The sequence below is a fragment of the Candidatus Nitrospira nitrificans genome, from assembly GCF_001458775.1.
GTDB classification, from domain to species: domain Bacteria; phylum Nitrospirota; class Nitrospiria; order Nitrospirales; family Nitrospiraceae; genus Nitrospira_D; species Nitrospira_D nitrificans.
Window position 1 is genome coordinate 164,162 of sequence record NZ_CZPZ01000023.1, and the last position, 18,487, is coordinate 182,648.

The 18,487-nt window shown below is 54.7% G+C and carries 20 protein-coding genes and 3 tRNA genes; 10 read left to right on the forward strand and 13 right to left on the reverse strand.

The window, feature by feature from the left end; genetic code table 11:
* Nucleotides 1-54: 54 nt before the first annotated feature.
* Together COMA2_RS13270 and COMA2_RS13275 are read right to left on the reverse strand one after the other, a co-directional pair.
* On the reverse strand, nucleotides 55-1,272 hold the full coding sequence (locus tag COMA2_RS13270; RefSeq protein WP_090899014.1) for an IscS subfamily cysteine desulfurase: 1,218 nt from the start codon (nucleotides 1,270-1,272) through the stop codon (nucleotides 55-57).
* Nucleotides 1,269-1,742, reverse strand: coding sequence for an RrF2 family transcriptional regulator (locus COMA2_RS13275; RefSeq protein WP_090899017.1), 474 nt, complete (start codon nucleotides 1,740-1,742; stop codon nucleotides 1,269-1,271). The genes COMA2_RS13270 and COMA2_RS13275 overlap by 4 nt, the downstream gene beginning before the upstream one ends.
* 133 nt (nucleotides 1,743-1,875) lie before the next feature.
* Here COMA2_RS13275 and COMA2_RS13280 point away from each other — a divergent pair, with 133 nt between their 5' ends.
* The gene (locus COMA2_RS13280; protein ID WP_090899020.1) at nucleotides 1,876-2,292 is read left to right on the forward strand and encodes a 2Fe-2S iron-sulfur cluster-binding protein; all 417 of its coding nucleotides are present in this window, start codon (nucleotides 1,876-1,878) and stop codon (nucleotides 2,290-2,292) included.
* An 89-nt stretch (nucleotides 2,293-2,381) separates the two neighbouring features.
* Here the strand turns inward: COMA2_RS13280 and COMA2_RS13285 are convergent, their stop codons facing one another.
* Nucleotides 2,382-3,086, reverse strand: coding sequence for a ferredoxin--NADP reductase (locus COMA2_RS13285; protein WP_090899023.1), 705 nt, complete (start codon nucleotides 3,084-3,086; stop codon nucleotides 2,382-2,384).
* 127 nt (nucleotides 3,087-3,213) lie between these two features.
* Here COMA2_RS13285 and gltX point away from each other — a divergent pair, with 127 nt between their 5' ends.
* From gltX to COMA2_RS13305, 4 genes are all read left to right on the forward strand, one after another.
* Nucleotides 3,214-4,635: a glutamate--tRNA ligase gene (gene gltX / locus COMA2_RS13290; protein ID WP_090899394.1), complete on the forward strand. Its 1,422-nt coding sequence runs from the start codon at nucleotides 3,214-3,216 to the stop codon at nucleotides 4,633-4,635.
* A 36-nt stretch (nucleotides 4,636-4,671) separates the two neighbouring features.
* Nucleotides 4,672-4,745, forward strand: a tRNA-Gln gene (locus COMA2_RS13295).
* A 49-nt stretch (nucleotides 4,746-4,794) separates the two neighbouring features.
* Nucleotides 4,795-4,868 (forward strand) — tRNA-Gln (locus COMA2_RS13300).
* A gap of 344 nt (nucleotides 4,869-5,212) precedes the next feature.
* Nucleotides 5,213-5,392, forward strand: a complete 180-nt coding sequence (locus tag COMA2_RS13305; RefSeq protein ID WP_090899026.1) for a hypothetical protein — start codon at nucleotides 5,213-5,215, stop codon at nucleotides 5,390-5,392.
* A 245-nt stretch (nucleotides 5,393-5,637) separates the two neighbouring features.
* On the opposite strand, the gene COMA2_RS13310 is transcribed toward COMA2_RS13305, so the two are convergent.
* From COMA2_RS13310 to COMA2_RS13340, 7 genes are all read right to left on the reverse strand, one after another.
* Nucleotides 5,638-6,135, reverse strand: a complete 498-nt coding sequence (locus COMA2_RS13310; protein WP_090899031.1) for a hypothetical protein — start codon at nucleotides 6,133-6,135, stop codon at nucleotides 5,638-5,640.
* Nucleotides 6,136-6,357: a hypothetical protein gene (locus COMA2_RS13315; RefSeq protein ID WP_090899034.1), complete on the reverse strand. Its 222-nt coding sequence runs from the start codon at nucleotides 6,355-6,357 to the stop codon at nucleotides 6,136-6,138. It lies immediately after the preceding gene.
* A 72-nt stretch (nucleotides 6,358-6,429) separates the two neighbouring features.
* Nucleotides 6,430-7,473, reverse strand: coding sequence for an NAD(P)-dependent alcohol dehydrogenase (locus COMA2_RS13320; protein ID WP_090899037.1), 1,044 nt, complete (start codon nucleotides 7,471-7,473; stop codon nucleotides 6,430-6,432).
* 151 nt (nucleotides 7,474-7,624) lie between these two features.
* Entirely contained in the window at nucleotides 7,625-7,870 is a 246-nt protein-coding gene (locus COMA2_RS13325) for a DNA gyrase inhibitor YacG (protein WP_175304597.1), read from the reverse strand.
* Entirely contained in the window at nucleotides 7,828-9,531 is a 1,704-nt protein-coding gene (locus COMA2_RS13330) for a glutamine--tRNA ligase/YqeY domain fusion protein (protein WP_175304598.1), read from the reverse strand. The genes COMA2_RS13325 and COMA2_RS13330 overlap by 43 nt, the downstream gene beginning before the upstream one ends.
* Nucleotides 9,532-9,634: 103 nt before the next feature.
* The gene (locus COMA2_RS13335; protein WP_090899044.1) at nucleotides 9,635-10,060 is read right to left on the reverse strand and encodes a DUF6941 family protein; all 426 of its coding nucleotides are present in this window, start codon (nucleotides 10,058-10,060) and stop codon (nucleotides 9,635-9,637) included.
* Nucleotides 10,061-10,207: 147 nt separating this feature from the next.
* A complete protein-coding gene (locus COMA2_RS13340) occupies nucleotides 10,208-10,741 on the reverse strand; it encodes a hypothetical protein (RefSeq protein ID WP_090899048.1) in 534 nt (177 codons plus the stop codon).
* 260 nt (nucleotides 10,742-11,001) lie between these two features.
* Here COMA2_RS13340 and COMA2_RS13345 point away from each other — a divergent pair.
* Nucleotides 11,002-11,079, forward strand: a tRNA-Glu gene (locus tag COMA2_RS13345).
* Between the two features lie 144 nt (nucleotides 11,080-11,223).
* The gene (locus tag COMA2_RS13350) at nucleotides 11,224-11,784 is read left to right on the forward strand and encodes a hypothetical protein (protein ID WP_090899051.1); all 561 of its coding nucleotides are present in this window, start codon (nucleotides 11,224-11,226) and stop codon (nucleotides 11,782-11,784) included.
* A 1,836-nt stretch (nucleotides 11,785-13,620) separates the two neighbouring features.
* Here COMA2_RS13350 and COMA2_RS13355 read toward each other — a convergent pair.
* The 3 genes from COMA2_RS13355 to COMA2_RS13365 form a co-directional block, all read right to left on the reverse strand.
* Entirely contained in the window at nucleotides 13,621-13,971 is a 351-nt protein-coding gene (locus COMA2_RS13355; RefSeq protein WP_090899055.1) for a hypothetical protein, read from the reverse strand.
* 33 nt (nucleotides 13,972-14,004) lie between these two features.
* On the reverse strand, nucleotides 14,005-14,337 hold the full coding sequence (locus COMA2_RS13360; protein ID WP_090899058.1) for a hypothetical protein: 333 nt from the start codon (nucleotides 14,335-14,337) through the stop codon (nucleotides 14,005-14,007).
* 841 nt (nucleotides 14,338-15,178) lie between these two features.
* A complete protein-coding gene (locus tag COMA2_RS13365) occupies nucleotides 15,179-15,631 on the reverse strand; it encodes a DUF3015 family protein (RefSeq protein ID WP_175304599.1) in 453 nt (150 codons plus the stop codon).
* A 219-nt stretch (nucleotides 15,632-15,850) separates the two neighbouring features.
* On the opposite strand from COMA2_RS13365, the gene COMA2_RS13370 reads away from it, so the two are divergent.
* From COMA2_RS13370 to COMA2_RS13380, 3 genes are all read left to right on the forward strand, one after another.
* Nucleotides 15,851-16,243 (forward strand): hypothetical protein, encoded by a 393-nt coding sequence (locus COMA2_RS13370; protein WP_090899064.1) that lies wholly within the window; start codon nucleotides 15,851-15,853, stop codon nucleotides 16,241-16,243.
* A gap of 378 nt (nucleotides 16,244-16,621) precedes the next feature.
* Nucleotides 16,622-17,728: a deoxyhypusine synthase family protein gene (locus tag COMA2_RS13375; protein ID WP_090899067.1), complete on the forward strand. Its 1,107-nt coding sequence runs from the start codon at nucleotides 16,622-16,624 to the stop codon at nucleotides 17,726-17,728.
* Nucleotides 17,725-18,366, forward strand: a complete 642-nt coding sequence (locus COMA2_RS13380) for a DsbA family protein (protein WP_090899070.1) — start codon at nucleotides 17,725-17,727, stop codon at nucleotides 18,364-18,366. The genes COMA2_RS13375 and COMA2_RS13380 overlap by 4 nt, the downstream gene beginning before the upstream one ends.
* Nucleotides 18,367-18,487 lie beyond the last annotated feature (121 nt).

Here is an 18,487-nt window from a genome sequence, read left to right on the forward strand (position 1 = left end):
TCGTTCGTGAAGCGCCGTTCGTGGTCTGCGAGATGCGCTTCACGTCTGGCGTCATTAATGCGCCGCCCACTGAACGGATTTCATATCCACGCCTTCTTTCGCCATTTCATAGAGCGGGGACATTTCCCGCAACTTGGTGACGACCTCAATAACCTTCTTGATCGTATAGTCAATCTCATCGTCGGCGCTGAACCGGCCCAAGCCGAAACGGATCGAGGAGTGAGCAAGCTCTGTCCCGACGCCGAGCGCGCGCAACACGTACGAGGGTTCCAGCGTGGCCGACGTGCAGGCTGAACCGGACGAGAGCGCGATGTCTTTCATGCCCATGAGCAGCGACTCCCCTTCGACGTAGGCAAACGAAATGTTGAGGTTGCCCGGCAAACGGTTCGTCGGATGGCCGTTGAGGTAACTCTCTTCGAGGGCTGCCATGATATCGGCTTGAAGGCGGTCGCGCATCTTGGTGAGCCGCGCTGCTTCCGTTGACATCTCCTGCTCGCAGAGTTCGCAGGCCTTTCCGAATCCGACGATCAGCGGAACCGGCAGGGTGCCGGACCGCATGCCGCGTTCATGGCCCCCTCCGTCCATTTGGGCCGCGATCCGAACGCGAGGGTTCCGCTTTCTCACGTACAGCGCACCGACTCCCTTGGGGCCATAGATCTTATGGGCTGAAAACGACATAAGATCGATGCCCATGGCCTGGACATCGACGGGAATTTTACCGACGCCCTGGGTGGCGTCGCAATGGAACAGAATCCCTTTCGCTTTGGCGATCTTGCCGATATCCTGGATGGGATTGATCGTGCCGATTTCGTTGTTGGCCAGCATGACCGAGATCAGAATCGTCTTGTCGGTGATCGCGTTCTGCACGTCCTGTGGGTTCACCATGCCGTATTTATCGACCGGCAAATACGTCACAGTCGCCAGCCCTTTGGCTTCAAGGGACTTGGCTGTATCGAGCACGGCCCGATGCTCCGTGGACGACGTGATGATGTGGGTGCCTTTCTCCTTGTACATCTCCACGACACCCTTCAACGCCAAGTTGTCCGATTCAGTGGCGCCGCTGGTGAAGACGATCTCTTTTGAATCGGCCTTGATGAGCTTTGCAATCTGTTTCCTGGCTTGTTCCACCGCTTCTTCCGCGGCCCAGCCGAATGCATGGTTGCGGCTGGCGGCGTTGCCGAACTTTTCGACGAAATACGGAAGCATCGCCTCCAGAACTCGTGGGTCCATGGGAGTAGTGGAATGATTGTCGAGGAAAATGGGAAGCTTCATCGTTCGACTCCTTGTGCCGAGGGAGACTGAATTGTAATAAGAGGCGTACCGCCCATCATATCTCCCAACGTCATGTTGTTCAGTAACTGATAGATGCTGTCTTGGATTTTCAGGAGCGGCGTGCGGATGTTACAATGCTCGCGCTGCATGCAGAAATCGCCATCTTTTTCGTGCGAGCAGTCGGTGATGGCAAGCGGGCCTTCGATGCTTTCGATGATTTGCGCAATCGTGATCTCTCTGGCTCTGCGTGCCAGGAGATACCCTCCCTTAGGACCATTGTGGCTTTCGATGAGGCCGTGCTTCGAGAGAACTTGCAGGACCTTCGCCAACAATTCCAAGGGAATATTGTATTCCTCGGCAATCTCTTTCGTATTCACCACACGGCCGGGCGTCACATCGCCGAATTGGACCGACGCAATGTGCTGCAGCGCCATGAGCGCATAATCAGCCTTTTTTGAAATCTTTAACATTGCTATTGCCGATTCCTTCGATCGGAGACTATAATGATCTCCGATCAATCTGGTCGTATTAAGAGTAGCATGCAGGTTTCTCAAGTGTCAATACTCAGCCGGAGTCCAGCACTCACCTAGAAAGGAACAGGCAATGGGTGGCACAAACCCTTATATTCAACAGGCTCAATATGAACTTCCCCAAGTTTCCTATGCCGTGACATTCATCCAACCAGATGGGAGTTCCACCACGGTCGCGGTTAATCCGGAAAGGCTTCCCTACGGGGCCACTGGGCTCCCGGGGAGCATTTTGGATATCGCGATGGGACATGGAGTGGATTTGGAACATGTGTGCGGTGGGGTGTGCGCCTGCTCAACCTGTCATGTGATCGTGAAACAGGGGCTGGAAACCTGCAATGAAGGCACGGACGATGAGTATGATCAGCTGGATGAAGCTCCCATGACGACACTCCAGTCTCGACTGGGATGCCAGTGTGTGCCGAATGGAACCAAGGATATCGTCGTCGAAATTCCAGCCGTGAATAAAAATCTCGTGCGAGAGGGGCACTGATTCGTCCGTTCGTGAAGCGTCAATCGTTAAACGGTATTGATTAAACGCAAGAGAAGAATCCGGCGATTAACGATGCACCAATAGCGTTTTCAGTCGTATGTCTCTATCTTCACGTCCTTTCGGTCATAGCCTTCCTCCATAAAATAGGCACGCAGGGGACGGACGAATGCTTTGGTTCCACAAATCATGGGCACGACTTTGGGCTGTCCCTTGACCAGCGGCGTGAGCATGGACTTGGTTTTATCCACGGCGTCCGACTCCCCGTTCTGAGCGACCAGCGGAAGATAGCGGAACGAGGGGTACTGCATGGTCATCGTGAGCCATTCTTGATGGAACAAGACTTCGTCTTCATGGGGCGCCACGGCAATCAATAAGACCGGAGTTTGGATTTTTGAAAAAAACATCTGCTTGAGAAGGCACCGGATCGGAACAAGCCCCGTATAGCGCGCGATCAGCAGCAGCTCTCGATCGAACGGTCTGGGCAGGACAAAATTTCCGTAGGGGCCCGACAAAGCAACCTCGTCTCCGGACCTCAACTCATAGAGATAATTGGAGCCCAGCCCGCCTGGGACACGATCAAATACCAGCGTTAATTCCCCGTACGGCGACGAAGGGTCGGCCATGGAGTATGCGCGGTTGAGCGGGGGAGTCGGTCCCACCGGCAGCTTGAGGGAGACCCACTGTCCCGGTTGAAAGGAAATTTTGCTGGTTTTGGGTTTGACGACGAGTTGGCGAACGTGGGGCGTGAGATCGGTGACCGCGAGCACCGTGGCCGGTTGCGTGAGTTCCGCCATAATCGATTCGCGGCTCCGTCATAGCAGATGCCGCCGGGAGATGAAAGTGGCAAGGCGATGTACAAGGATTTTCACAGCATGGTATAGATGCTTGGTGTGTCGTGTATGAAGAAAGGGCGGCATGGTCATGCGTCAGGTTCGCGTTCGGTTTGCCCCCAGTCCGACGGGGTTTCTCCACATAGGAGGAGTGCGGACGGCTCTGTTCAATTGGCTCTTCGCGCGCCAACAACAGGGTGTGTTCATCCTTCGCATTGAGGACACCGATCAAAGTCGCTCGACCGATGAATCCATTCAGGCCATCCTGCAAGGCATGCAATGGGTCGGGCTCGATTGGGATGAAGGGCCATTCCGTCAAACAGAGCGGATGGACTTGTATCGAGCTCACGCCATGAAGTTGCTTGAGGCGGGGCAGGCGTACTGGTGCGTGTGCAAGGCTGAAGAGTTGGACGCTCGTCGAAAAGAAGCCGAGGCCAAGGGCTTGTCGCCTCGCTACGACGGGCGCTGTCGCAATTTGAAGCTCGTCTGTTCGCCAGGAGATGCCGCGCTTCGATTCAAGGCCCCGCAAGAAGGCCAGACGGTGATCGATGATCTCATCAAGGGAAAGGTCGTCTTCGACAATGCCGTCGTGGATGATGTGATCATTCTCAGGTCCAACGGGTATCCCACCTACAACTTTTCAGTCGTGGTCGATGATGCCTTGATGGGCATTACCCATGTGGTGCGAGGGGACGATCATTTGACGAACACGCCGCGCCAAATTCCCATTTTCGAGGCGCTGGGGTTTGCCGCGCCGCGTTTCGGACATCTGCCGATGATTTTAGGCGCCGATAAGACCAGGCTCTCCAAACGCCATGGGGCGACCTCGATCATGGCCTACAAAGACATGGGCTATCTTCCTGAGGCCATGGTCAATTATTTAGTCCGTCTCGGCTGGTCGCACGGGGATCAAGAGCTCTTTACTCGGCAAGAGCTGATCGAAAAGTTTTCGTGGGACCATGTGCAAACGTCGGCGGCTGTCTTCAATCCGGACAAGTTGCTCTGGATGAACGCCGAATATATCAAGACGAGTCCACCGAGCGAGGTGGCACAAGCGCTCGTGCCCCACCTGGAACAGGCGGGTTTGAAGGACGAACTGCGCACAGTGTCAGCCGAATGGCTTGCGCAATTGATCATATTGGTTAAAGAACGGGCGAAGACCTTGGTCGACATGGTGGATTGGGTCAGGCCGTATTTTGGGCAAGAGGCCACGTTCGAGGTGGAAGCTGCCAAGAAATTTCTCACCCCGACGACCGTGCCGTTGCTGCAGAAGCTTCTGGCACGATTCGAGGCGCTTCCGATCTTTTCCAAACAGGTGTGGGAAGAGAGTTTCAAGAAGCTCGTCGAGGAAGAAGGCATCAAGATGGGTGCGTTAGCCCAGCCAGTTCGGGTCGCCTTGACCGGACGGACGGCAAGCCCGGGGCTCTTCGAAGTCATGGAGGTTCTTGGACGCGAACGCACCCTCGTTCGGCTGAAGGCAGGAATTGAGCGCGCGAAAGTCTGCCAGGCTTGACGGATTGAGCGGTCCTATATTACGTTGAACGCCGGTTGGGGGATCGTCTAGCGGTAGGACGTCAGTCTCTGGATCTGACTACCTAGGTTCGATTCCTAGTCCCCCAGCCAAAAATTCTCTCTTCTTGTTTCCGCATCACGAAATATCACCGTACCGCGCTGGGGGATCGTCTAGCGGTAGGACGCCGGCCTTTGGAGCCGGCTACCTAGGTTCGATTCCTAGTCCCCCAGCCATTTCCCCTAAACCCTCAGGCGCGGCACCGACTTCAGCTATTGAGGTGCCAAACTTGTGCTGGTATTGTTGTGCGCGATTGATTGAGAGCCGAACAAATGACGAGTGGTAGGAGATCGCATGCTACACGAGGACCGATGGTGCCAGCGATAAGGCCTGCAGAAAGAAAGGGGAGGCTGCCATGAGGCAACGGAGCCCGTGGACTCGATTCCAATTGGTAACAATCGAAGGACTCATTATCCCCCGTCGCCGAGATTCGGGCGTTGGAAACTCAGCAAGCCGCCTCCCACCGCCGCTTGGATGATCTCTTTCACTCCATGCTCCGCCGCACCTTACAGGATGAATTATGACAAGCGAGGAGAAGCCTGCCGGCTGGTCGGCCATTCGCCGTCATCTGAACGAGCAGTCGAAGCCGGCACTGCTGGCGCTGGTCAAAGACCTCTACGACGCATCCCCCAGCACTCGCGATTTTCTGCATGCTCGTCAATTTGATAAAACGCTGCCGGAAAACCTCAGTTCCCTTTGATACTTCCATGAGAATCTTGACGGCTTGGTGACCAACCAGCACTCGGGTTTATTGTATCCCTGTCAGACTTTGGGCCACTGCAATCTTTACCAGGTGCTCGGTTCTGTGCACACAAGATCCATCGAATAATAGAGTCGGGATAATAATCGGCGCGTGTGAGCGGGAGAAGAGCGGTCTATTGCTGTCGAGAGAAAAATCGGTGAGTAGAAGCGAGACTTGACATGGGTCGCAAACGAGGCCCGAAATTACTTCGACTCAGTCTCTCGGCGTGAGGCACGAAGCACTTCAAGGGCGCGTTCTAAGATGATTCGATCCGGAACATCCTTTTCACGAAGCGTTTGTTTGGTGAGGAGTAGTCCTTCCAGATTGATGGTTTTCACCGGGATCCCCTCGAACTCGATAGTTTCTGCGTATGGACGGAGTGCGTCATATGTCATGCCATTGGCGTTCAGCATGACATCCACGACAAACGCATCGGCGACCCGAATATTTTCACCTTCTTCGAACCAGGCAGGTTCTATCTCTTTGGCAGCGTGATCGGGAAGGATCAACAGCGCGTCCTTGACCCGTTGTCCCGCCGTGGCGGAGGCCGGAACCACGATGAATGTCAGTCGTCGCCCGGTGGTATCCATGGCGGCCAGCGCATACCCACCGATCAAGAAATAGTCGATGTGATGTTGATTGAGGGAACGTAAGAGGGTCTTGAGATCATCGAGCGTAGCGGGTCGGCTGTACTCCTCCATTTACTCTCGCTCGGCTGCCAATCGTCCCATGCCCCGTACCAACGAGTCTTCTTGTTGTTTATTGGCGTCCTTGTGCGATTGAAAACGGTACACACCTTTCGGAATAAACGTACTGTTGGCCAGATGTGCGATGGTTTCGCTGAAGCGGGCACCTTCTGCCAGCAATGTTCCGTCACCCTGCATGGCGAGCGATCGCTCGCGCCTCTGTCCAACCGTTATCATGCTGTCTACTCTACCTGAGGAGACACAAAGGGGCAAGCTGACCTCAGTGACTGCGTCGCCGATGTGTAGGAGTTACGTCAGCGTGCCGATGTCGATTACGAATCGAAACTTCACATCGCCGCGGAGCACTCGTTCATAGGCTTCATTGACCTGTTGGATTGGAATCACCTCAACATCCGACTCGATCTGATGCTGCGCGCAGAAGTCGAGCATTTTTTGCGTTTCTTTGATCCCGCCGATGAGCGAGCCGGCCAAACGCCGCCGTTTGAAAATGAGCGAGAAGGCCTGGACCGGAGTCGGCGTTTCGGGTGCGCCTACGAGAATCATGGTGCCGTCCGTCTTGAGGAGGTTCAAATAGGCGTTGTAATCATGGGGAGCCGAGACCGTGTCGAGGATGTAGTGGAAATACCCCTGGAGCTTGGTAAAGGCCTGAGGCTCTGATGTCACGACAAAGTTCGCGGCACCCAGCCGCTTCGCATCTTCCCGTTTTTTCTCCGATGTGCTGAATACCGTGACCTCGGTTCCCATCGCCCTGGCAATTTTGACCGCCATGTGGCCAAGCCCACCGAGGCCGATGACGGCCAGTTTATGATAACGCCCGACACCCCATTGGCGCAGGGGGGAGTAGGTCGTAATCCCGGCGCAGAGCAGCGGGGCCGCTCCCGCCGGTGAGAGTGTCGTGGGAATTCGGAGGACATAGTTCTCATTCACCACGATCTGAGACGAGTAGCCGCCCTGAGTAATCCGTCCGGCTCGATCCTGTCCGCTGTAGGTCCAGACTGTGCCGCCGTCGCAATATTGTTCCAGACCTTCGCGGCAAGCCGTGCAGGTTCGGCAGGAATCCACGAAGCAGCCGACGCCGGCTCGATCCCCCACCTTGAAAGTGGCCACCGCCTTGCCGACTTGCGCGACGGTTCCGATGATCTCGTGTCCGGGCACCATGGGAAAGAGAGAGATGCCCCATTCGTTACGGGCCTGGTGGATATCTGAGTGGCAGATCCCACAGTGCGAGATCGAAATCAGGACGTCCTGGGGACCGACATCGCGTCGTTCAAAGGAGAAGGGCTGTAAACTCTCCTTGGCGGCCATCGCCGCGTAGCCTTTAGTCGCAAGCATGGATGTTCTCCTTCGAGAGGTGAGCAAACAATACGACCTTAGCAAGTTCAACGGGACTTGCCAACAGCAAAGGCGGCATATTTTTGGTGTCACCGATAGCAGCGGGTCCTTGGGTGATCCTAGACCGCGGGACGGTGGAATTGGGAGGTGCTTAAGTGCGGTCGTTCGTCTTGCCGTCGTCGGTCGATTCAGGAACGTCGGTGTCTGTGGTGAGCGGCGAACCGGGAATGCGGTACTGTTCTGCCGCCCATGTTCCCAAGTCCGTGACCTGACAACGTTCAGAACAGAATGGGCGCCAGCTATTTCCTTCCCACGTGGTTGGCCGGCGACAGATCGGGCAGAGCATGAAGGTCTTCAGCGCCGAGGGGCTTGCTGGGTTTTCTCGATTTTGGCCCATGCATCCTTGAGAGAGACGGTCCGGTTGAAAATGAGTCTCTCGGGTGAGGAATCAGGGTCCACGCAGAAGTATCCTTGTCGTTCGAATTGGAAGCGGGAGCCGGGTGCGGCTGAACGGAGGCTTGGCTCAACCACACAGCCGCTGAGGAGCTCAAGTGAGTGAGGATTCAAGGATCGAGTCCAATCCTGTTCAATCGGAGGCTGGGCCTGGTCGGCGAGAAGAAGCGGATGATAGAGCCGGACGGCTGCTTTGACCGCATGTGGCGCCGACACCCAGTGAATGGTGGCTTTCACCTTGCGCTGTTCTTGTGCCGAGCCGCTTCTTGTCTCAGGGTCGTACGTGCAGTGCAGTTCGGTAACCGCCCCGGTCCGAGGATCCTTCGTCGCGCTCACACATTGAATGATGTATCCATAGCGGAGCCGGACCTCCCGGCCGGGCGCGAGGCGGTAAAACTGTTTGGGTGGATCTTCGCGGAAATCGTCTTGCTCGATGTAGAGCGTCCGTGAGAAGGGAACCCTCCGAGTTCCGGCGGCAGCGTCTTCGGGGTTATTCACGGCATCGAGTTCTTCAACGACGCCTTCCGGATAATTGTCGATCACCACCTTTAACGGTCGGAGCACTCCCATCACGCGTGGCGACTGTTTATTCAGGTCTTCTCGGATGAAGTGTTCAAACAGCTGCATCTCGACGATGGCGTCCCGCTTAGCCACCCCGATGTGTTCGCAAAAGGCCCGAATCGCTTCAGGCGTCACGCCTCGTCGCCGGAGGCCCTTCAAGGTGGGAAGGCGCGGATCATCCCAGCCGTTCACCAGTTTCTTCTCGACCAGTTCCAGGAGCTTCCGCTTGCTCATCACGGTGGAAGTGAGATTCAGCCTGGCGAATTCGATCTGCTGAGGGCGATGGGGAGCGCCGGTTTCAGCGACGACCCAATCGTACAAGGGACGGTGGTCTTCAAATTCAAGGGTGCAAAGGGAATGGGTGATGCCTTCGATGGCGTCGGACAACGGATGCGCGAAATCATAGGACGGATAGATGCACCACCCCGTGCCGGTCCGATAATGCGTGGCATGTCGGATGCGATACAGAATCGGGTCTCGTAGGTTAATGTTGGGCGAGCCCATATCGATTTTTGCGCGTAAGACATGCGCGCCGTCGGCAAACTCTCCCGCCCGCATACGCGCCAACAGATCGAGGTTGTCCTCGATGGACCGAGTCCGAAAGGGACTGTCGCGGCCTGGCTCGGTCAGGGTGCCGCGGTATTCGCGGATTTGATCGGCCGTGAGACTGTCGATATAGGCCTTCCCATTTTTGATCAAGCCTGTGGCAAAGGTATAGAGCTGCTCGAAATAATCCGATGCGTAGAACATCTTCCCATGCCAATCAAATCCCAACCAGCGGACATCTTCCTGAATGGCTTGGACATATTCAGGGTCTTCAGTCGTCGGGTTGGTGTCGTCGAATCGCAGGTGGCACATCCCGCCGGGACTGTCATGGGCGATCCCAAAATTGAGGGCGATGGACTTGGCATGCCCGATATGAAGATAGCCATTGGGCTCGGGAGGAAATCTGGTGACCACGCGACCGCCGTGCTTGCCGGCGGCACGATCGGTCGCCACCAGCTCCCGAATGAAATTCGATGAATGCGAGGACTCTGGTGTCATGATGAATTTCTGTGCGAACGGTTCGGCAGAGTCATGGTTTCATGGCCAAGCTTCAAGGGAGTTCTACCATAGACGAGCCGATGGGAGGAATGGGGGGCGACGGCTAAGCGGAAGGTTCTGTGGCGGAGTCGCCTGACGCCTGCATGACATGGAAGTCTTTTTGGGCGATGAGATGTCCGTCCATTCGCAACCGGAATTCATACCGACCAGGCGCGGGAAAGATCAAGAGAGGAATATTGATCCCGAAATCCGAAATCTGGAGGCGATCGCTGATCTCGATGTTGGGAAGCGTGGCCCTGCAGATAAGCTGTTCGGAGTTGAGGTAGACCAATTCGATATCGAAATGGTACGGGCCTTCCGCGTCGGTGAGGCAGAAATAGAGCCCCATCTGCTGATGCTGGAAGGGGAAGGCCGCTGTCTGCAGATGTGTGAAGATTCCGATCAAGCTTTTCTTTTTCGTCAAGCTGTCCTCAATGACTTGATCGCAGACGAGAAACGCTTGGACGGTAGGTGTGGGGAGATCGGTCATGGGATTATTCTAAGGAAAGCAGGAGGAACGGCACAACGGTTCCTGCTTTTCCGCGGCATGAGGGAGCGGGTATCGCGTCCCAGGAGAAGGTTGAAAAGATGAAGAATATGTCTGAGCCGAGGGGGTATGTGAAAAGACCGACTGCGGTCAACCGAGAATGGCGGGACCGCCTCGGGCTTCGACGATCTCCCGAAACAGGGTTGTGTGGGAGCCGATTCGACAGTAGTGAGAGGTGATTTCCACCGGGATGCCCCGGTGCGAGTGCAATCTCCCGCAGATGAGGTCGACTCTGGAGTCCGATGCCATCCGCGCTTCGAACACGAGGTGTCCCGATTGTAAATCTCTCAGGCGAACAGACGGCATGTCGGCCGGCGACAGACTTTGGCCGAGCCGAACATCGACAGCGAACCGTTCACCTTCATTCAACGTGAGGACATTTCGGCGCAGGTGCGCAATGCGGGTGCCGTGCTCGTTATACAGATCGAGCGTGACGAGAAGCAGTCGCTGCTCCGATTTGGCTTCAATGACGAGTTGCTCTTTCCCGTGGATCGTGACCACACCGTTGGTGCGGCGAAAAACGTTGGATCCGATCCGCAGTTCAAGTCCTGGCCTGGGGAGTACCCCCGCCGTTGCCGTACGATCAAAGGATTCGGTCCTGCGGAACGCCGCCGGATCATCCATGCGAGCCTCGAAGTCACGTGGTTCCAGGTCCTGTGGAGTTTCGCAATCCCACACGGAGCGTCACTAAAACATTAGGGAGGCTAGGCTTTTTGTGCAGCTCTGTCAAGGGTATGCGCCTCGAGGACCTGGGCATATTATGGCCAGGTACAGTAGGCCCAAATGGACGTTCTCAAACCCTCTTGCCCTTGCGAATGAGTGGCGCTTCGTTGCAAACAGAAAACCGCTTATGCTACGGTTCATCGTTCGGGCGGTTCCGGGATGGTCCCATCGTCTAGCCTGGCCTAGGACGGAGCCCTCTCAAGGCTTAAACACGGGTTCGAATCCCGTTGGGACCACCACACCAAGCTCGCTCATGCCGGCCGCTATTTTGAATCTCATCGTAATTGTCGCGGCCGGATAAATACCTCCAAGCAGCCGTGACCGAGTATCTTTTTCGGAAGGTTCCAAATCCAGCTACCCGTGGTGACGGGAGGGATTGAATTATGAACCTGGTGACCTTTCGCTTCCGCCAGTCCCAGGCCGTGGACTTTTATTGGAGCCTTGAGTTGGCCAAACGGGGCTCCCTACGCGAATTCAAGGTAGATCCCAACATCACCATTTATGAGTCGGCGTTTGACCTCCTGAACCCGATTCAAGTAGGACATGCCTTGTCCCTGGCCAAGGCCTTGGTGCTCGACAAGCGAGCCGAGGTCTTCTCGGGAAACACGTCGTTGACCATGGTGACCGTCCGTGATGTGTTGCAGTGCTATCAGCAATCGATGCTGGTCGACGACCATCATGCTCATTGTTGGTTCAAAATCCGGCTCACGTTTGACCTGACCGTGACACGATTCGAGGTGGAGTCCGGCGACTCCGCGAAGTCGTTCGTGTTCCCGTGTCGACGCGCGGCCACATACGCCTATGGCATTCACTATGAGCACCCGGGGACGATCTACAACCAACTGGACTCGGCCTTATGGCGTGCCGGCACACGTTGGTGTCCGCGGCTCACGGATCTCACAGAAATAAAACTTGTCAACGTGGAGTTGCGGACTAAAAGATGAAGAACCGCTCCCGACTTGGGAAAAAGTGGCGAAACCAATGATAATAAATGGCGAAGTCGTCGTCGAATTCAAACACGAGTTCGAATTCCGTTGGGACTATCAAACCTCGCTTATGCTATTCCTGAAATTCTCCAGTGCCCATATGGTGCACACAGGCTACAGATTCCTCAAAACTCTCCCATAAACCCTTTGATAATATTTCTTGTCCCTGCATGACGAGTCGACAGTACATCAACTATCTTCAGTGCGACGTAGAAAGCATCGTGAAGTCAGGATGCTGTTTTTTGTTTGGTAAGATCGGATGAAAGAGTTGAAATGTCTGCTGTCCTTTTCGGTCGAGCCCTTGAGGGAATATGGTCTGGCCCGCAGCACTATATTCACGCATCTTTGCATGAAGCGATGCTCTCGCCTTATCTGCTGTAGGAAGACTCACATCTTGGTCGATGGCGGAGAATCTGACTAGTTCATTGCGTCCAAGAACAACGTAGCTCTAGTCATGGTCTATCCTGTCCAAGAGGACCGTACCAAGAACGCTCTCGCTCTGGTCCGCATACCATTCCTTTTCTTCTGCATAGAGCTTGGCCGTAGATCGTCGCATGAAACAGAGTGCTTCAAACCTTGCCGCCGAGATGGGCCGTATCATCTCGTATCCTCTTCGTCTAAGTTGCCTGGGCGATCTCCACAGTAGCGGGCGCTGTCACAGCTTCTAGCGAAAGTCGGATCAGCTGAGAAGATCCCTCGCTCTTCAAGCCGCAATGCTGAGTTTTTCGCGATGAGATCGTTAGCTATACATCCCAGGAAATCTGACAGCTGGCGAAGCTCTTCGGCTCCCTTATTTTGAACGACACGGCGTTCCTCCGTCCTTGAAAAAGGGCGGAGATTTTTGGGGGTGCCCGCCGCAGATCGTCTATTATCTGCATGGCCATTGAAGGTGACTTAAGGTTGAGTCGAGAGTGAAGGAGTATCCTGGCAATGCGCTTGTGGTTTAGCACAGACGGGTGCTATCTGCCGCTGAAGTTCCTCTACGTAATATTCAAGAAGTTGGCACTCATCCGATGTGAGTCTTCCACTTTCATGCGTGAAGCCAAATAAACGCTCGCATGATTGCATGAACTTTTTAACTTCTGGCCGCACGTTTTCCATGGGCGAGGTTTTAGCATAAGAACCACAATTCGTAAACCATATATTTTCTGAGCTTAATTACAGCGAAGCGACGATCCTTCCCCGCGATGGACTCACTCTGGCAGCTGATACAGCGCCATTGTTCACCATGCTACAGCGTTTCCCCGTGTGGAGGATCGTCCGCATTGCTCGCACCCTGGTTATGGAAGAAACCCTCGGCGACCAACTTACCAGAGAGGAAGCGGAAGTTGTGCGTTACTGCACCTCTGAGCTACTTGAAACAGTGCCTGAATTGCCTTAGCGACTGTACCTGTTCACGCTGCTTGAACCAATGACGGCTGGCGGGGTCTGCAGATTGGCGGAGTGAGCATGGAATCCTTATTCGCAGAAATGCATTCCTGGTAAATAACGGCACTCCCAGTTGAACGTCCTGGGTGACAATTTGGTCATTGGCTCTCGACAGTAGCGCCGTTTACGCATGACCTTCAATGAATTGGCGGAGACGGTGTGAGTATTTATCCGGGACAACTCGGATGTTTGCAGAAGCAAGCATTTCCCTCCTTATCGGTCGTTCGGCATTCGGCAGAGCAGAATTCGTTTCCAGCCGGCGCGGAACACCTACACCGAGGATGTGCACACTTCTTTTCCGTCCTGATTTCACCCAGTGGTATGCAATATGAACGTGTTCGTACCGTGCACACGGGCTTCTTCCCTTCAGCTATGTGTCGGCGCTGGACTGGCACGCATCCACCCAATTTCCGGTTCAGCGCCAAGAAAACGTACCGGACGATCACGACTGAGATGCTCCGGCGTAATAATGTAGGTTCCATAGATGCACGGGATCCAGATTCTTTTCGCCGCCGTCTGGCAAAATCCAGAAAATACATAGGCGAGTCCACCAACGATTCCACCCCCCAGAGCGAATGCCGCTTTAAACGGGAAGTAGAGGATCGTGGCAGCTGCGGCGGTAAGCTGTATGTCAGGAGGTGCCTGGCTCCAAGCCGGAGGAACCAGCACCGAGCAGTAGGCGATGACTACGATAAAAACCACGAGCGGGAATCTCACGGACAGCTCCTTCATTCTCACCCTGAGCCCCCCTTAATTATCCCGCTGCAACGTCGTCGTAAGGCCCTGGTCTGTCACATAGGCTTTAACCAAGTCGCCCGTCACCACTTTGTCCAACTTGGTTCTTTTATCGACATGGATTCTTTGGATCATGCCATCGTTGTCCATGATGTAGTAATATTCACCCTCTTTTCTCACTAAGGTCCCTTCTTTTCTCGTCAGGGTACCCGTGATAGGGTCGTGCATGAGATGCTCGTTAATGGTTGGATGAGTTTCTTTTTGAGCCATGGGATCGGCTGGGGAGGCCGAGCCGAGTCCGGAACCCAATAGTCCGCCCACTAGCATCGATAGAAATCGAACTTCCATTGAGGCCCTCCGTTCAGTATTTACTGTCGCGTAGAGCTACCGAATTTGTAACGGGGGAAATTCCTTGGACGAGAGGTGGAGAGTGTGAGGCAATAAGGAACATGGGCAAGGTCGATTGTCATGGCTGGAATGTAGGGCCTTCACGTCCGGACCAAATCCACCGTCCTTTTAGACGATTCGAGATTTGCCCCTGCGACCGGGCGATACTGTGGACTTCTGTTCGGAGAGGCTGTACTCATTGCGGGAGTAGGCAGCCGAAGCCAGATTGCTGCCCAACGGAAAGGGGTCCCCAACCTTCCGAAATGGAGGCAGTGAGGGAAGGGGTGGTAAAACAACTGAAACCTAATTCAGTGGAAAGTCCGAGGGAATGGGTTTGGCAGTCTCCGACTCCGGAGCAAGGACACGAATCCTTCCCCGTAATGTCCTTCGCTCAAGTTCACTGTGCTGCGCAGATGCCCATGCGAGTGACCATTTCCTGTCTGCTTTTGCGAACTGCATGTCGTATGTGGTTTCTGTCGTCACCCATGTTTCAAGACGATCGGCTGGCGGAGGTACGCGTGAGTGAAGAGGTTCATTAGCAGACCAATCCCCTCGTACCCAGCCTCGCGGAGTCAGATGCCACTCAAAATGGACGATGTCTTTACTCATGAAGAAAATGCTATGGGCTTGGCGTGACAGATAACTTCTATATCGACCGTCCGGCATAATCACACGGTGAGCTGGCGACACTAATTCTTCTTCTCAAATGGGAACCATGGTTCTGTGTTCTGGCCGGAGGAGGGATAATTTGTCGATCCATGGCTGACAGTATTAACTGTTTCAATTATCGGCCTTGCACATTTTACAACCGCCTTGCCACGTTGGCTTGTAAACCGCTTGCTGTGGAAAGGTTCTGTGTCGTGTCATTCTTTCCATAGCCCGCCGACCAGGCATGGTTGACAACCAGTGTCCACGACTCTTTCCTTGATAAGAGCGGATCATAGAGCACCGCATAGAGGCTTTGCATCTCCTTTTGAAATGCTGTCCGCGCATGGGTCGGAATTCCGCCTGCGACCGCTAGGGATGTCAGATATTCGCCACGGCCCTGCGCAATATCGCCCCTGACACTCTCGTAGGCAAATCCGACAAACCGTTCCAATTGCTGACGAGCTTTGGCAGGCCCGGTCGGCGCACTGTTGCCCGGTGAGGTGCTAGACGTAATGTCAAAGGGGGCTTGAAGGGTATCGGTAGTTGGTCCGCATGAAACCCCGCCCATGAAAAGTATCGGAATCAAGAAGGCCGCGCTCGTTTTCATCCTGTCCTCCTGGGAGGGATGGACCCCCATTATTATAGTAATCACGACATAACACCAAGCGTAGCATGACCGATGTGCTGGTCTTGACTAGGCAATGCCCTGGGATGCCATCGGAGCTATAAAATGTCCTCCCTTTCCAGGGGAATACCTAACTGCGCCACCAATGAAAGAAAGATATACAAAGAACGGCATGCGAAGACCATCAGGAAAGGATAAGTTATGACGGAAGTGAACTCCATGTATCATGCACAATCCCGAAGCGATGCACTCAAATCGCAGATCGATAAGCTTGAAAGCCTCGCCCATCATACGGTTGTGGATCCCGTCTTCGATCAGTTCGACGCCGACACCGAAGACATCCTGACCAAAATATATGGAACCAATCATCCGTACATGGAATCTTACAAATATGCCACGATAGCGGAAGCCGAAGCGCTGGTAAATTTGCCGGAATCGGCTCAGGAGCCCCAATCGCGAGACATGCCCAAGAAGGGACTACTGCAACGCCGGCAGGCGCTACAAAGTATTCTAACCGAGCTGCAGGCACTTGAAATGCAAGAAGCGGATGTTCTAACCGGAGAAGATCGCGAGGATCCGCCAGGCCCCAGCTAAGGTAGGCATAAAATCTTTTCCCCGACCCGTGCCTCGTGCTGCAAGCCTCGCCTGGCGTGTTTCGCAGTACTTCGTTCAGTCCTAACAACATGAGGCCACGAGTATATATCGCCTTGGATTCTTTACCTGAGTCTCACCCAATCAGTGCGCCACGATGGGGTGAATCCCGTCGTTGTCCCGGTCCTTTCATGGTATTCGTTGCTCTCATTGCCAAGCCACTTCTTGTCGATGCTGCAGAACGATCTTCGGAATGCAGAGAGGCTGCGCGCGCAACTTCTACGAACTGGTGAGGCCTGCCGCACGAGTCCACTTTCATTGACGCCCCTATTCGTGGTTGTGTATAACGAGAGCGCTGGCGAATTTTTCTAGAGGATCGTTATGTACGCACGGGAATTTCGTGACGGTGCCAAAGACGGTTTGGAAGCGCTCGAGCCGCTGGATCCCGACAAGATTGCGTCGTTCAGCGATCTGCTCGAAGCGATGGGCAAGACTGCGTTCGGGGGGCGGCATCTCGGCCACGCGTTCGATGTACTGTGGGCGATGATCGAGGATCCTGACTGCCACGTTGTGATGACCTTGTCCGGCGCGATGACGATCGCCAAGATGGGCAAGATCATCACGAAGATGATTGATGAGGGCATGGTGCAATGCATCGTCTCGACCGGGGCGTTGATGGCGCATGGCCTCAGTGAGTCGGTCGGCAAGACGCATTATCGCCATGATCCTGCGATGAGCGACGAAGAGCTCTTTCGAAAAGGGTACAATCGCGTCTATGACACGCTCGAGATGGAATCGAATTTGAATTATGTCGAGCACGTTGTCGCGCAAACGTTGAAGCGCCTCGATCAGGATCAGCCGCTTTCGTCGGCCGTTCTCACGAAGGAGATCGGGAAGACGTTGGCGGAGGAGTTGGACGGCGACGGAATTCTGAAAAGCGCGTATTTGAAAAAGGTGCCGGTGTATATTCCGGCGTTCACTGATTCGGAAGTGGGGTTGGACATGGGAACCTGGGCGATGGCTCGGGAGGTCGATCGAGCCCGGTCTCAGGTCGAGCCCGGGAGGGATCTGGATATTTTACGAGCGATCCATCAGTCATATCCCTCATTCAATCCGTACCTCGATCTCAACAGCTATGCCGACCATGTCCTTTCCGCTAAACGACTTGGCATTTTCACGATCGGCGGAGGGGTTCCTCGGAACTGGGCGCAACAGGTTGGGCCCTACATTGAAATCGGTAATCTTCGGTTGGGCCTGAACGTGAAACCGCCTCGATTTCATTACGGGGTGCGCATTTGTCCTGAACCGGATTACTGGGGGGGGCTCAGCGGCTGCACGTACCAAGAGGGTCTGTCCTGGGGGAAATTTGTGACTCCCAAAGACGGTGGGCGATTTGCTGAAGTCTTAAGCGATGCCACGGTTGTCTGGCCCTTGTTGATGATGGGGATTCTGGAACGAAAGAAGGCCGGCGCGGTGCGTCGCTCATGATTCGAATGGTAGGTCGACGATCGGTTCAGCTGTTCGTGTGCGGCGCCCTTCTGTGGTCTTCCTCGGTCCTTGCCGGGCCCTCATCTGAAAGCGACGTGCGGATCAGGGGGCAAGCCAACGCGCCTGTGACCTTGATCGAATATTCCGATTTCACATGCGGGTATTGTGTGAAATTTTTCAAACAGACGTGGCCGCGGATTCAAGCTCGCTATGTCGACACGGGAAAAGTTCGATTTATCTACCGCGATTTTCCACGAGGGGATCAAGGATCCGGGGTAGATGCGGCCATGGCCGCCCGATGTGCCGGTGGACAAGGGCAGTATTGGGCGATGCATGACCGATTGTTCGCCGAAGGGGGCCAATTGGGTAAGCAGGTCTATCTCCGCCATGCCGCGGCGCTCAATTTGGATCAGCCTGCGTTTGAGCGGTGTGTGAATGATGGACGGTATACGAAAGCTATTTTTGATGATCGCCAAGAAGCCAATCAATGGGGATTTCACGGGACCCCTGGGTTCATCCTTGTGCGAACGTCCAGTGAGCCGACGGATAAAGAGCCGGCGGTCGCGATCCCTGGAGCCTTTCCATTCGAGATGTTTGCGGAGGAAATCGATCGGCTTCTGGCGGGTGAAAAAAAATAGCTGAACTGTGCTGGAGCAGCGTGAGTCTTTGAGCGCACAGTTGACATCGGCGCGCAGGTACGATAGTCCTCTTCGACAATAAAGGTAGGGTGCTCCTATGGCTTCAATGCAATCGTTCTGG